This is a genomic window from Micromonospora sp. NPDC049282 (genome assembly GCF_043197045.1).
In the GTDB taxonomy this organism is placed as follows: domain Bacteria; phylum Actinomycetota; class Actinomycetes; order Mycobacteriales; family Micromonosporaceae; genus Micromonospora.
On record NZ_JBICSL010000002.1, the window covers coordinates 190,661 to 204,605 of the forward strand.

Annotated in this window: 13 protein-coding genes; 1 reads left to right on the top strand and 12 read right to left on the bottom strand. The window is 75.4% G+C overall.

Features of this window, described 5'->3' with window-relative positions; translation table 11 throughout:
* Window positions 1–28: 28 nt before the first annotated feature.
* The 4 genes from ACGFI2_RS04710 to ACGFI2_RS04725 form a co-directional block, all read right to left on the bottom strand.
* Entirely contained in the window at window positions 29–1,066 is a 1,038-nt protein-coding gene (locus tag ACGFI2_RS04710; protein WP_393510633.1) for a zinc-dependent alcohol dehydrogenase family protein, read from the bottom strand.
* Between the two features lie 160 nt (window positions 1,067–1,226).
* On the bottom strand, window positions 1,227–1,733 hold the full coding sequence (locus tag ACGFI2_RS04715; RefSeq protein WP_393510636.1) for a DinB family protein: 507 nt from the start codon (window positions 1,731–1,733) through the stop codon (window positions 1,227–1,229).
* Between the two features lie 67 nt (window positions 1,734–1,800).
* Entirely contained in the window at window positions 1,801–2,607 is an 807-nt protein-coding gene (locus ACGFI2_RS04720; protein ID WP_393510639.1) for a M15 family metallopeptidase, read from the bottom strand.
* A 70-nt stretch (window positions 2,608–2,677) separates the two neighbouring features.
* Complete coding sequence (locus ACGFI2_RS04725; protein ID WP_393510642.1) at window positions 2,678–3,640, bottom strand: acetylxylan esterase; 963 nt, start codon at window positions 3,638–3,640, stop codon at window positions 2,678–2,680.
* Window positions 3,641–3,841: 201 nt separating this feature from the next.
* Between ACGFI2_RS04725 and ACGFI2_RS04730 the strand changes: the two genes are divergently transcribed.
* Window positions 3,842–4,867 carry a LacI family DNA-binding transcriptional regulator gene (locus ACGFI2_RS04730; protein ID WP_393510645.1) on the top strand — a complete coding sequence of 342 codons (1,026 nt, stop codon included), beginning with the start codon at window positions 3,842–3,844 and terminating at the stop codon, window positions 4,865–4,867.
* Between the two features lie 16 nt (window positions 4,868–4,883).
* Here the strand turns inward: ACGFI2_RS04730 and ACGFI2_RS04735 are convergent, their stop codons facing one another.
* From ACGFI2_RS04735 to ACGFI2_RS04770, 8 genes are all read right to left on the bottom strand, one after another.
* Entirely contained in the window at window positions 4,884–6,179 is a 1,296-nt protein-coding gene (locus ACGFI2_RS04735) for a D-alanyl-D-alanine carboxypeptidase family protein (RefSeq protein ID WP_393510648.1), read from the bottom strand.
* A gap of 96 nt (window positions 6,180–6,275) precedes the next feature.
* A complete protein-coding gene (locus ACGFI2_RS04740; RefSeq protein ID WP_393510650.1) occupies window positions 6,276–6,998 on the bottom strand; it encodes a polysaccharide deacetylase family protein in 723 nt (240 codons plus the stop codon).
* Window positions 6,995–8,167: a glycosyltransferase gene (locus ACGFI2_RS04745; protein ID WP_393510653.1), complete on the bottom strand. Its 1,173-nt coding sequence runs from the start codon at window positions 8,165–8,167 to the stop codon at window positions 6,995–6,997. The genes ACGFI2_RS04740 and ACGFI2_RS04745 overlap by 4 nt, the downstream gene beginning before the upstream one ends.
* A 98-nt stretch (window positions 8,168–8,265) precedes the next feature.
* Window positions 8,266–9,540, bottom strand: coding sequence for a D-alanyl-D-alanine carboxypeptidase family protein (locus ACGFI2_RS04750; protein ID WP_393510656.1), 1,275 nt, complete (start codon window positions 9,538–9,540; stop codon window positions 8,266–8,268).
* 104 nt (window positions 9,541–9,644) lie between these two features.
* On the bottom strand, window positions 9,645–10,064 hold the full coding sequence (locus tag ACGFI2_RS04755) for a protein phosphatase (protein ID WP_393510659.1): 420 nt from the start codon (window positions 10,062–10,064) through the stop codon (window positions 9,645–9,647).
* A 98-nt stretch (window positions 10,065–10,162) separates the two neighbouring features.
* Complete coding sequence (locus ACGFI2_RS04760; protein ID WP_393510662.1) at window positions 10,163–10,792, bottom strand: hypothetical protein; 630 nt, start codon at window positions 10,790–10,792, stop codon at window positions 10,163–10,165.
* A gap of 13 nt (window positions 10,793–10,805) precedes the next feature.
* Complete coding sequence (locus tag ACGFI2_RS04765) at window positions 10,806–12,590, bottom strand: DUF4012 domain-containing protein (RefSeq protein WP_393510665.1); 1,785 nt, start codon at window positions 12,588–12,590, stop codon at window positions 10,806–10,808.
* 117 nt (window positions 12,591–12,707) lie between these two features.
* Complete coding sequence (locus tag ACGFI2_RS04770) at window positions 12,708–13,922, bottom strand: glycosyltransferase family 4 protein (protein WP_393510668.1); 1,215 nt, start codon at window positions 13,920–13,922, stop codon at window positions 12,708–12,710.
* Between the last annotated feature and the right edge of the window lie 23 nt (window positions 13,923–13,945).

Genomic DNA, 13,945 nt, shown 5'->3' on the forward strand with positions numbered 1-13,945 from the left:
GGTATAGGAGGGGGCCCCGCTTAACACCTCAGCGGGTGAGCACGACCTTGAGCGCGCCGGTCTCGGCCGCCCGGGCGAACACGTCGTACGCCTCGACGATCTCCTCCAGCGGGTACCGGTGGGTCACCATGTGCGCGGTGTCGAGCTGACCGGCGACCAGCATGTCCAGCAGCTTGGGCGTGGTGCGGGTGTCGACCAGGCCGGTGGTGATGGTGACGTCGCGGATCCAGAGCCGCTCCAGGTGCAGCGTGGCCGGCGCGCCGTGCACGCCGATGTTCGCGACCCGGCCGCCGGGGCGGACCAGCTCGGTGCACAGCTCGAAGCTGGTCGGCACGCCGACCGCCTCGATCGCCACGTCCGCGCCGAGCCCGCCGGTGACCGAGCGGACCGCGTCGAGCGGGTCGTCGTCGGCGAGCACGGTCAGGTCGGCGCCGAACCGCTTGGCCGCGTCGAGCCGGCTGCGCGCCTTGTCGACGGCGATCACGTGGGTGGGCGAGAAGAGCCGGGCGGTCTGGATCGCGGCCAGGCCGATCGGGCCGGCGCCGACCACCACGACGGTGTCGCCGGGCCGTACCCCGCCGTTGAGCACGCCGACCTCGTACGAGGTGGGCAGGATGTCGGCCAGCAGCACGGCCGCCTCGTCGGAGACGCTCTCCGGCAGCCGGTAGGTGGACAGGTCGGCGAACGGGATGCGGGCGTACTCGGCCTGCACGCCGTCGACGGTGTGCCCGAGGATCCACCCGCCGCCGCCGAGGCACTGCCCGTAGACGCCGTCGCGGCAGTAACGGCAGACGCCGCACGCGGAGATGCAGGAGGCGAGGACCCGGTCGCCGGGGGTGAGGTTGGCGACGCCGTCGCCGACCGCCACGACCGTGCCGACCGCCTCGTGGCCGAGCACCCGGCCCGGCTGGACCTCGGGCACGTCGCCGCCGAGGATGTGCAGGTCGGTGCCGCAGATGGTGACCGCGTCGACCCGCACGATCGCGTCGCGAGGGCCGGCGATGGTGGGATCCGGGATCTCGGACCAGGACTTCTCGCCCGGCCCGCCGTACACGAGTGCCTTCATGGCTCCTCCTCACGCCGTTGTCACCCCCCACGCTTCTCCCGCGGGCGGACGGGTGGCAGGGCCGGAGGGCCCGGCGCGCGGGACCTCGGTCCCGCACCCCATGATCGACGTGTCAGAAGGGGGCCTCTCCTCTGCCGGAGGCGTTGACAGGGGCCCCGCCCTACACGCCGACGGTGCCGTCGATCGCCTCGCGGAGCAGGTCGGCGTGGCCGTTGTGCCGGGCGTACTCGTGCAGCATGTGCAGCATCACCAGGCGCAGCGAGACGTCCTCGCCCCAGCGGGCCTGGTGGCCGGTCACGTCGAGCGACTCGGCCTCCCGCTCGATCCGGCGGGCGTGCTCGACCTCCCGCCGCCACGCCTCGAACGCCTCCGCGCGGTCGGCCTCGCGCGCGTCGTACGCCACCTGGAAGTCGCCGCTGTCCGACCAGACCAGCGGCACGTCCTCGGCGGCGATGACGCGGCGGAACCAGGTGCGTTCCACCTCGGCCATGTGCCGGACCAGGCCGAGCAGGGACAGCGTCGACGGCGGCGAGGACCGCCGGCGCAGCTGCTCGTCGGTCAGCCCTTCGCACTTGAGGGCCAGGGTGGCCCGGTGGAAGTCGAGGAACGCGCGCAGCGTCTCCCGCTCGCCGGCCAGCAGCGGCGGGCCGATCCGTTCGTTCTCCACGGAGGATCCTTCCGGCAGGTGTTCGATCACCGGGAGCGTAACCCTTGTGGATCATGGCGCAAACGCGTTACCGCAGCGAGGAGCGGGCCACCGGGAAGTCGAACCAGGTGGCCGGGTACGGCTCGTCCACGTACCGGTAGTGCCACCACTCACGCGGGTAGTTCTCGAAACCCTGCCCGGTCATCAGCCGTTTCAGCAGCTCCCGGTTCGCCCGGGCGGCGCCGGTGAGCCGTGCGTCGGCGGTGTGCGCGCGCGGGTCGAAGCAGTCGAACCCGGTGCCCATGTCGACCGAGTTGTCGGCGAAGCGGTGGCCGGCGGGGGCGGTGCAGGGCAGCAGGGATGCACCGGGCGGGTAGCCGGGCTGCGCCGGGGTGGGCACCGGCACCAGGGTCAGGTCGACCGTGCTGGCCCGGCTGTGCGCGGTGGGCGCGCCGATGTAACCGTCGGCGAAGAGCCGGTCCTTCGGCAGGTCCGGATAGAACTCCGCCTTCATCTGCTGCTCCGCCGGGCGCTTCGCCCAGGCGACGAACTCGTTCACCGCGCGTTGCGGGCGGTAGCAGTCGTACACCTTCAGGCTTCGTCCCCGGGCCAGCGCGGCGGCCTGCACCCGGTGCAGCGCCTCGGCCGCCCGCCGGGTGAGCAGGCAGAGCGGCTCGGGGTAGCCGTCGATCGGCCGGCCGACGAAGTTGTGCGCCGTGGCGTACCGGATGTCGGTGCGCACGCCCGGGTCGACGGTGGCCAGGTCGACGATGTCGGCCGGGGCGCGCGGCCCGGTCGGGGTCGGCGACGGCGCCGGGCGCGGCGCGGGTCGCTGGCAGGCGGCGGTGAGGGCCGCGACCGCCACGACCAGGACCGCTGCCGTACGTCTGCGCACGCTGCCGTGTCTACCACGGGGTAAGGAGGGGCCCCTTGTGAACAGACGTCTGTTAACAAGGGGCCCCTCCTTACCCGAGCGCCGCGCGGAGGAAGTCGACCGCGGCGGCGTCGTCGTCGATGCCGCCCGCCTCGTGGCCGTTGAAGCGCCACACCGTCAACTCCTTCTCACCCCGGTAGTCGTGGTAGGCGGCGTAGACGGTCGACGGTGGAACGATCTCGTCCATCAACGCGACGGAGAAGCGGGCGGGCACGGCGGCGCGCCGGGCGAAGGCGACCCCGTCGACGTAGGAGAGCGTGCGCAGCACCTGCTCCTCCCGGTCCCGGTGCACGGCCAGGTAGTCCCGGATCTCCCGGTACGGCGCCGAGTCGGTGAGCGTGACCGCGCGCGGCACGTCGCAGAGGAACGGCACGTGCACCACCGCTGCCCGGACCCGGGGCGCCAACGCGGCGGCGGCCAGCGCCGCGGCCCCGCCCTGGCTGTGGCCGAGCACGGCGACCCGGCCCGGGTCGACGGCCGGCAGGTCACCGACCGCGTCGACGGCCCGGACCGCGTCGGTGAGGAAGCGCCGGTAGTAGTAGCGGCGAGGGTCCTCGACGCCCCGGGTGGTCATCCCGGGCGCCTGCGGCCCGGCCGCCGCCACGTCGGGCGTGTCGCCGCGGCTCCACCCGGAGCCCTGGCCGCGAGTGTCCATCTGAAGGTGGGCGAAGCCGGCGGCGGACCAGAGCAGGTTCTCCAGCGGGTGGCCGCGCCCGCCGCCGTAGCCGACGTACTGCACGACGGTCGGCAGCGGTCCGGACGCGCCGCGCGGCACCCGCAGCCACGCCCGGACCGGCTGCCCGGCGAACCCGGGGAACGTCACGTCGAAGACGTCCACCGCCGACAGCGGGGTGCAGACCGGGGTCGCCGCGACCGGGTCGCCGCAGGAGCGCGCCTCGGCCAGCGTGTCGGCCCAGAAAGCGTCGAAGTCGGACGGTTCGCACAGGTCGCTGCGGTGTTGGCGGAGTTCCGCCTCGGGCAGGTCGGTGAACACGCCTCGGCTTCCTGGTCGCTCCGTGGGCCGGCCGTGACGCGTCGCCGCGCCCGGCATCCGGCACATTTCCGGAAGGTTTCCGTAACTTGTCCGAACGCTAGGACCGGACCGACCTGTCGTCAAGCCCTCGGCGTACGGCAAGATGTCCGTGGGGCGGAACGGTTTTCCGGTCGGTTCCGGCAGCCGGCGAAGGGAACACGGGTGAGCGGGGACGACGAGCGCAGGGTGACCATCACCGCGATCGCACGGGAGGCCGGCGTCTCCGTGCCGACCGTGTCGCGGGTGCTCAACGGGCGCTCCGACGTCGCCCCCGACACCCGGGAGCGGGTCGAGAAGCTGCTGCGCCACCACGGCTACCGGCGTCGCGGCAGCCGCACGGTGCGCCGGGCGGACCTGGTCGACCTGGTCTTCAACGACCTGGACAGCCCCTGGGCCGTGGAGATCATTCGCGGCGTGGAGGACGTCGGCCACGCCGCCGGGGTCGGTGTGGTGATCTCGGCCGTGCACCGGGAGTCCAGCTCCACCCGGCAGTGGCTGCACAACCTGCGCGCCCGTGCCTCGGACGGGGTGATCGTGGTGACCTCGCACCTGAGTCCGGCGGTGCAGGCGCAGCTGCGCCGGCTCAACGTGCCGGTCGTCGTGGTGGACCCGGATGCCGGGGTCGCCGGAACGGACGTGCCGGCGATCGGCGCCACCAACTGGACCGGCGGCCTGTCCGCCACCGAACACCTGCTGAAGCTGGGTCACCAGCGGATCGGCTTCGTCGCCGGCCCGCCGCACCTGCTGTGCAGCCGCGCCCGACTGGACGGCTACCGGGCCGCGCTGGCAGCGGCCGGGGTGCCGGCCGACGACCGGCTGGTCCACCCCGGCGACTTCTACCACGCCTCCGGCTACACGGCCGGCGGCGCGCTGCTCGACCTCGACGACCCGCCCACGGCGATCTTCGCGGCCAGCGACCAGATGGCCTTCGGGGTCTACGAGGCGGTGCGCCGGCGCGGGTTGCGGGTCGCCGACGACGTCTCCGTGGTGGGCTTCGACGACCTGCCGGAGGCCCGGTGGGCCTCACCGCCGCTGACCACGGTGCGCCAGCCGCTGGTGGAGATGGGACGGCTCGCCGCCCGCACCGTGCTGCGGCTGGCCCAGGGCGAGGAGATCGAGTCGCCCCGGATCGAGCTGGCCACCGAGTTGGTGGTGCGGGACAGCACCGCGGCCCCCGCCGGCGGGTAGCCGGACCGGTCGTTTCTCAGTTGCCTTCCGGAAACTTCGACTCCCGTAGGACCGGGCCGGTCGACGTGGCCGCCGCCGCGGCGTGCCGGCGCCGCCGGGCCAGCAGTACCGCTCCCCCGGCCACCAGCACCACACCCAGCGCGACCGACAGCCCGGCGCCCGGGCGGGTGCCGGGAGCCGCCGCGCCGGCGCCCAGATCGGCGTGTCGGGCCAGGGCCGACGCCCCGTTCGCGGGCGCCGGCGACCGGTCCAGCTCGCCCGGCTCCACCAGCCGGCCCACCGTCGCGCCCCGGGGCAGCCCGAAGCCCCAGTCCAGCAGCGCCGCGCCCTGCTGCCAGCCCCGCTGAGTGGGGATCTCCGCGCCGAGCAGGGTCACCACCAGCCGCCGTCCGCCGCGCTCGGCGGCGCCGACGTAGGTGTGCCGGGCCAGGTCGGTGAAGCCGGTCTTGCCGCCGATCGCGCCCGGATAGTGGTCCAGCAGCATGTTGTCGTTCTGGATCTGGAAGGCCTTCTCATGCAGCGCCGGCTGGGCCGGCACCTGTGCGGTCCGGGTGGCGGTGTAGCGGCGGAAGGCCGGCTCGTGGAAGCACGCCCGGGCGATCAACGCCAGGTCGTACGCGCTGGTGAACTGCCCGGCACCGTCCAGACCGGACGGCGTCACCGCATGCGTCTGCCGAGCCCCGAGGTGCTGGGCCTCCGCGTTCATCGCCCGCACGCCACCGGCCAGCCCGTCCGGACCGCCACCGAGTCGGGCCAGGGTGTTGGCCGCCTCGTTGCCCGACTTCAGCAGCAGGCCCAGCCAGACCGTCTCGATCCGGTAGCGCCCGCCCTCGGCCAGCCCGACCGCCGAGCTGCCCGGCTCGATCGCCACGTCCCCGGCGGTCACGGTCACCTCCCGGTTCGGATCCAGCCTGGGCAGCATGGTCGCGGTCAGCAGCAGCTTCTGCACGCTGGCCGGGACGCCGTACTCGTGCGGGCCGCAGCCCCCGAGCACCGCGCCGGTGTCCAGGTCCGCGACCAGCCACGAGGTCGCGGTCACCGGCGGCGGCGCGGTCGCCACCGGCGGGACGACGAGTCCGGTGGTGTCCAGCGCGGCGCCGCCGATCGAGCGGGCGGCCGGATCGGGCGCCGGTGGGGGCTGCGGTGGGCGGGTCGCCGGGGCCGGCACGTTCGGGCAGGGCGGCGCGCCGCCCGGCAGCCGGCGGGCCGGCCCGGCGCCGGGCCGCGTCCCCGCCGCGGCGGGCGTCGCCGGCAGCGACAACGGCAGGAGCAGGGCGGCGGCCAGCGCCACGGACGGTCCCCAGGTCCTCATGACCCGCACGCTAGCCACGCCGACCCGAACGGGTCGCCGGCTCCGGGATTCGCGTCCCGGACCGGGTGCCCCGGGGTACGCTGCCGCGCTCCCCGGTCAGCGCGCGGTGAGGCGGTGGGCGGCGAGCGGGCCGACCTGCCACCCGCGCCGGCGGCACTCCGCGATCAGCCCCGGCAACGCGGCGAGCGCGGCCCGCCAGGCGCCCGGCTCGGCGGCGCCGGAGGAGTCGTGCAGCAGGATGGTGCCGCCGCCGTGCAGGCCGGCCAGCACCCGCCGCCGGACGCTGTCCCCGGTCGCCGACGCGGTCCAGTCCCGACCCCAGCAGCTCCACAGCACCGGGCGCAGGCGCAGCCGCCGGGCAGCCAGCAGGGTCGCGCCGGTCAGCACCCCGTACGGCGGGCGCAGGAACGCCGGCGGCCGGCCGGTCACGTCCGCGACCAGGTCGTACGCCCGGGTCAGGTCGCGGACGGTGCCGGCCGGTCCGCGCAGCAGCAGGTTGTCGTGCGCCCAGCCGTGCAGGGCCACCTCGTGGCCGGCGGCGACCAGCCGGCGACCCAGGTCCGGGTGCCGGCGCAGCATCGCGCCGAGCACGAAGAAGGTGGCCCGGATCCGGTGCGCGGCGAGCACGTCCAGGAAGTGGGGGGTGGACTCCGGGTCCGGACCGTCGTCGAAGGTCAACGCGACCCGGTCGGGCGGCCCGAGGCCGTGCAGGCCGGGCAGCAGGCGCCGCCGGAGCGCCGGCAGCGCGGTCACCGCCGGCGCCACCTGGAACACCGGCAGCGCCACCGCCGCGACCCGGGCCAGCGCGGCGGGCCTCACCGTAGGCCGCCGGTCGACTGGAGCAGCGCGGCGACGACGGCCACCGCGTCACCGACCGGGTCGAGCAGCGAGCGGCGCTCCGGCTCCGCCGGGCCCGCGGGGGCGGCGGCCCGGCGGGCGGCGTCGGCGACCAGCCCGGCCGGGTCCTCGGGAGTCGGGCCGTCCCCCGGAGCGGCCGGCGGGCCGGCGCCGATCACCGCCGCGAGCACCGGCCCGAGCTGTTCGGGGGTGGCGGCCCAGCGGGTGAGGCCGGACCGGGCCAGGATGGCGGCGTTCGCCCTGCCGTGCCCCGGCAGGGGACGGTAGGTGACCACCGGCACTCCGGCGGCGAGCGCCTCCTGACAGGTCAACCCGCCGGCGTTCTCCACCACCACGTCGACGGCGCGCATCAGCGCCGGCATGTCGTCCACCCAGCCCAACACGTGCCGCCCGTCGGCACTCAACCGCCGGTACAGCGTCCGGTTCCGGCCGCAGACCACCACCGGGCAGACCCCGGTGGACCTCACCTCCGCGGTCGTGGCCGCCACCTCACCGACGCCCCAGGAGCCGGCCACGATCAGGGCGAGCACCCCGTCCGGCGGCAGCCCGAACCGCTCCCGGACCCGCCGCCGGTCGACCGCGTCCCCACCGGCGAACGCCCGCGACACCAGCGGCTCGACGAGCGCCACGTCGACTCCGCCGGGCCGGCGCAGCTCGGCGTGCCGGACCGTGCAGTAGACGTCCACGCCCGGCGCCAGCCAGGTCGGGTGCACGACGAGATCGGTCACGTAGGTGAGAACCGGGACGCGGAGACGCCCGCGAAGTCGCAGCGGCCCGAGGAGCTGGTTGGCGAACGGGTAGGTGCTCACCACCGCCCGCGTGTCCGGCGGGATGCGGCGGCGGATCCGGGCGCGGAACGGGCGCAGCAGCACGCGGATGGCGCGCACCGACGCCCGCGACCGGCTGGTGAGCCGGAACAGCAGGTGGTAACCCCAGGGGAGCCGGTGCAGCACCCCCCGGTACGTCTCCCGCACCGCCCGGTGCACCGGACCGGGCAGCAGGTGCAGGAGGTTCAGTCGGTCCACCTCGAAGCCCTGGCCGCGCAGCCGCGCCGCCAGTTCGTCGGCGGCCCGGTCGTGTCCGGCGCCGATGTCCGCGGAGACCACCACGATCCGTCCCGGGTGCTCCATGCGCGGCGCATACCCCCGCTGACGACGTCCACGCGGCCGGCCCCGGAAGATCCCGGCCACGCTCCCACGCGCGGGCCGGAAGGGACGGGCCGGCGCGGTCAGGCGCGGCGGCGACCGCGCCGGCGGGCCCGGCCCCGGCGGGCGGCGAGCACCGCCGCCACCCCGCCGACGGTGAGCGCCAGGAGCCCGGCGACGGGCACGATGATCTGCCAGTCCCCGTCGGCCATCCGGCGCAGCGCGGTCCCACCCGGCCCTCGCCACGGCGCCGGCTCGGGGCGGGCGGGCGCGGCGGCCACGGGGGCCTTCCCCGCCGGCCCGTCCTTCGCGGCGTCCAGCTCGCCCGGCTCCACCAGCTTGCCGACCGAGGCCTCCCGGGGCAGTGAGAAACCCCAGTCGAGCAACTGCGCGCCCTGCTGCCAACCGCGTACCGGCCGGGCCTCGGCGCCGAGCAGCGTGACCACCAGCCGGCGCCCGCCGCGCTGGGCGGCGCCGACGTAGCTGTGCCGGGCCAGTTCGGTGAAGCCGGTCTTGCCGCCGAGCGCCCCGGGATAGCGGTAGATCAGCTGGTTCTCGTTCTGGATCTGGAACCCGCCCTTCTTCAGCGCGGGCTGGGCCGGGATCTGGGCCCGCTCGGTCAACGCGTACCGGCCGAAGCGGGGGTCGGCGAAGCAGGCCCGGGCGATCAACGCCAGGTCGTACGCGCTGGTGAACTGTCCCGGACCGTCCAGGCCGGACGGCGTCACGGCATGGGTCTGCAACGCGCCGAGCCGGCGCGCCTCGGCGTTCATCTCCGCGACCCCGGCCCGGGCGCTGCCGGCGCCCAGCCGCGCCAACATGTTCGCCGCGTCGTTGCCGGACTGCAACAGCAACCCCAGCCAGAGCGTCTCGACCGAATAGCGACCGCCCACCAGCAGGCCCACGGCCGAGCTGCCCGGTTCGATGTCCAGGTCGTCGCGGGTGGCGACGGCCACCTGCTTCGGGTCGAGGCGGTTCAGCATGGTGGCGGCCAGCAGCAGCTTCTGGGTGCTCGCCGGCGTGCCGTACACGTGCGGGCCGCAGGCGCCCAGCACGGCGCCGCTGTCCAGGTCGGCGACCAGCCAGGTGGCGGCGGTGACCGCGGGCGGCGCAGGACTGCCGGGCGGGGTCACGAGGCCCGGTGCGCCCAGCGCCTCGCCGCCCACCACCTGCTGTTCGGGCACCGACGCCGGCGGGACGGGGCGCGGTGGCCGGGAGACCTTCGGGGCCGGCAGGCGCGGGCAGGGCACGGCGGCGCCGGGGGCGGCGGCGACCGCGGGCGCGCCGTCCGCCGGTGCGGGCGCCCCGACGACGAGCAGCGTGACGGCGGTGACGGCGGCCAGGACCCGGGCTCTCATGAAGAGGCACCATACCGAGCGCGGCGACCGTGCCGACGTGGCTCACCGGGCCGGTGACGCTGCGCCGATCCGGCGGTCCCGCGCCGTGGTCGGCGTGGGCGCCGTCACCGGACGCCGCGCAGCCACCACCGCTGCCACGGCGTCTCCACCGCGCGCGGGTGGTAGCGCGCCCGCACCCAGGCCACCGCCCGCCCGGGGTCCAGCCCGTCGAGCACGGCCAGGGCGGCCAGCGCGGTGCCGGTCCGGCCGACGCCGCCGTGGCAGGCGGCCTCGACCCGCTGGCCCGCGTAGGCGCGGCGCCGCGCCTCGCGCAGCGCGTCGAGCGCGTCGGCGCGGTCCAGCGGGAGCCAGAAGTCGGGCCAGCGGATCCGCCGGGCCGGCCACCCCGGGTCCGGCCCGGGCGCCAGCACCAGGGCGAAGTCGGCGGGCGAGGCCGGCGCGGCGACCCGACGCCCGCGGACGACGGCGCCGCCGGGCAAAGTGAGCAGACCGGCCGGATCAGCCCACGGCGTCGTCAAGTCCATCACGTCATTGTGCGGCGCGCCGGGGACGCGTGGGTGCCCGCCGGACGAGGTCCGGCGGGCACCCACGATGTGCCGGGTCCGCCCCGGCTCGCCTCGAGTCAGCCGAGGCGACGGCGGCGCCAGGCCAGGGAGGCCAGCAGCAGCACCGCGCCGGCGCCGGCGAGGCCGCCACCGAGCTTCAGCGGCGTGCCGATGCTGCCGCCGGTGACGGGCAGGTGACCGCCGTGGTGCGGCGGGCGCGGCGGCTTGGTCGGCCGCACCGGGAGCACCGTGCCGGTCGTGCTGGCCGTCAGGCCGGACGTCTGACCGGTGGCGGTGAACGTGTAGCGACCGGTGCGGGTCGGGCGGTAGGTGACGGTGAAGTTGCCGTTCGCGTCCGTCTGCACGGTGAAGTGCGTCGGCGCCGGCTGCGGCGCGGCCTGGTTCGGCGTGTAGGCCACCGCCGCCAGCGCCACCGTGCTGCCGTCGCTGCGCCGCGCGGTCCCCTCCGCCGGAGCGGCGAACGGGAGCGCGGAGATGGTGACGTCGATCGACACGGTCTCGTTCGGTCCGAAGCCCGTACCCCGCAGGGTGAAGGTCTCGCCGAGGGTGATGGTCGGGTCGACCAGGGTCAGCGCCGGGCCTGGTGGCACGTACGGGGGCTGCGGCTGCGCCGCGCCGGCCGCGGTCGGCGCGGCCGCGACGGCCAGGCCCACCGTGAGCGCCATGATGATGCGGGATAGCCGCATGATGGGTTCCCTCCTACTGTTCACATCTGGGTGCGGTGACTATCTGGGTGGTCCACGGGGTGACGGCGGGCGTGAGCATCAGATCGGCCGTGCCCGCGCCGTTCTGGCCGGTGAGCAGCGTGACGTCGAGCGTCCGGGTCCGGCCCGGTCCCACCTCGACGGTCGCGACCGCCACCTGGCGGCGGCCGTCGGTCCCGCCGCCCATCGCGGTGTCCCGCCCGTCCAGCCGGCCGGTGAGGACGGCACCACCGCTCGGCGTGTGCACCGAGACGAAGGTGCGGGCGGTGTACTTGTCGCCAGACCGGGCGAGGCCCGTGACCGACTCGGTGAGGCCCGACCGCGGGGCGGTCGAGTGCACCGTGACCCGCAGCCGCAGTTCGCGGCGCCCGTCCGGCTGGCAGTCGCCGACCGTCAGGGTGGCCGAGAACCTGAGGTAGTAGCCGAGCTTCGCGCCGCTGCCGTCGTTGAGGAACACACCGACCGTCGGCACGGTGTCCTTGTCCGGGAGCTGCCCGGCCAGCCGGGTGCCGGCCAGCGCACGCTGTTCCTCGGATCGGACACTCCAGAACAATATCCGACGTTCCTGCATCGAGCGGCGCATAACGGTCAGAAGTGCCTTGGCGTCCACCGTCTTGGTGAACATCGCCTCGAACACCCCCGCGGCGGCCCGCGCGAAGAACGCGTCCTGGGCCCCCGCGTCCAGGTCCCGGTACGAGTCGCTCAGCAGCGTCCGGACGGCGGTGCTGCCGGCCAACGCGGGCCCGTCCGGCACGGTGACCGGGCCGATGACGCCGAGCAGGTAGGACAGCACCACCGGGTCCACCGCGAGGACGCCGTCCACCGTGGTTCCGGTGCGACGACGCACCATCTCGCGGTAGAGCGCGGCGGCGGCCGGGAAGTCCGGACTGAGGTTCACGTCCGCCGGGTAGATGCCGGGCAGGTCGGACCAGAGCCGGCGCGTCTCCGGGCCGACCTTGAGCGGCGGATCGAAGTTCCGCAGTTGGCTCGCGTTGCCCTGCCCGGCCAGTCGGATCCGGCCGCCGTCCGCCCGCAGCACGGCGTAGGCGCCGAACATGCCGCCGGTGGCGCGCAGCTCGGCCGGGTTCTGCGAGACGATCAGGTAGGTGCGGGGCCCGTCGGCGCCGAGCAACGGCGGCAGCAGCCGGGCGCCGCGATCGGCGGCCGAGGTGAGGTCACCCAACTGCTCCAGCTCCGCCCGCAGGGCGGTGACCGCGTCCCGCACCTGCGCCACCAGTCCGCCGGTCGGCACCGCCCGCAGCCGCTCCGAGGTCTGCCGCACCGCCTGGTCGGCGCTGGACACCTCCGCCGAGACCGCACGCAGGCGGTTCACGTCCAGCCGCCCCTGTGACGGCACCAGCGAGGCGAGGTCGACCCGGAGCAGGGTGGGAAAGGCGAGCCGGGCCAGGTCGTCGACCGCGACCGAGATCTGCCGGACCGCGGTCAGGTCGTCCCCGGCGTACGGGGTCCGCTGGCCGAGCCACCAGACCGGGTCCCCGGTCGCTCCCCGGGCGGCGGTGGCCTGCTCCTGCAGTGCGGCCAACGTGCGCTGGGCCCTCGCCACGTCGCCGGCCAGGACCTGGGCGCTGAGGTCCTTGGCGAGACCGGCGGCGTTCACCAGATGGGAGCGGGCCTGCCAGCCCTGGAACGTGACCCAGCCACCGGCGGTCAGCAGCACCGAGACGACGACCAGCCCGACGAGCAGGATCCGGCGGACCCGGGCCCGCCTGCGCCGCCGTGAGCGCCGGTGCCGACGACGCGGAGCATCACGTTCCGTCACACCACTCTCCCTTTGGGTTAACCGGACAGGAAACTACTTTGCGGCACAATTCGCCGTGTGCATTTCGGATAACAGTATGTATGGGTCGATGGCTCTTCTTGGGGCTTTTCCGCGTTTTCATCCGATCGTTGTCACCTGCCGGAGGGAGTCCTCGACCCGGTCCACACCGGCCCGCAGCGACATCTGCCCCAGGTAGGCGTCGCGGCCCCGGCGTCCCATGTCGACCCGGGCGGCCGGCGGGATCGCCGCGGCCAGCCAGAACCGGTCGGCAAGCGCGGCCCAGTCCTCGGGCGGGCAGGAGAGCCCCGCGCGAGCCCGCTCCACCAGCTCCGCGGTGTCACCGCCGGCGGAGGCGACCACCGGCGCCGCGCAGGAGAGCGCGGCCTGCAACTTGCCGGGCACGGTCGCGCGCAGCTCCGGCAGGTCACGCTGCATCACCAGCTGGTAGTCGGCGGCCGCGTACAACTGCGGCATGTCCGCCGGCGAGAGTCGGTCGACGAACCGGACGTTGTCGGCGCCCAGCTCGGCGGCGAGCCCGCGCACCCGCCGTTCCTCAGCCCCCGAGCCGACCAGGACCAGGTCCATCCGGTCCCCCAGCGCGGCCGCCGCCCGGACCGCGGTCTCCAGACCCTGCCGTACGCCGATCGTGCCGGCGTGCATCACCACGCAACGGTCGTCCCGGCGGACCAGCCGGCACGCCGCGGGACCGGGTCGGGCCGGCCGGAACAGGCGCTCGTCGGTCCAGTTCAGCACCGTACGCACCCGGTCCGGCTCGGCCCCGGCGGCGAGCACCAGCTCGCGCATGGACGGCGCGCCGACCACGACCACGCCCGCCTCCCGGCACAACCGGCGCAGGCCGGCGTCCAACCGCCCCGCCCACCGGCCCGACTCCCCCGGCCGGGCCGGATCCCCCTCCGCCCAGACGTCCTGCACGTGCAGCACCGTGGGCACCCGGCCGAGCAGCCGGAGCAGGCCGGTCGCCGCGAACGTGACCGCCGGAAGCTGGAAGACGTAGAGCGCGTCGAGGTCCCGGAAGTAGCGCCGGCCGACGAGCCCGGCGCTGGCCGCGAAGGAGAGCCAGTTGGCGGTCCGGGCCCGGGCCGAACCGTCGCCGCCGGCGTACCGGGGCACCCGGCGGACGGTCAACCGCTCGCTGTGCGTCTGGTGCCGCCATCGCTGCCGCCAGCCCGGATAGACCTGGCCGCCGGGATAGTCGGGGAAGCCGGTGAGCACGCGCACCTCGTGGCCGCGGGCGGCCAACTCCTCGGCCAGGCTGCCCGGGATGAACGCCGGCTCCGGCGGGAAGTGGTACGAGAGAATGCCGATTCTCATGGTCACGCTCCCGGCGCGGCCAG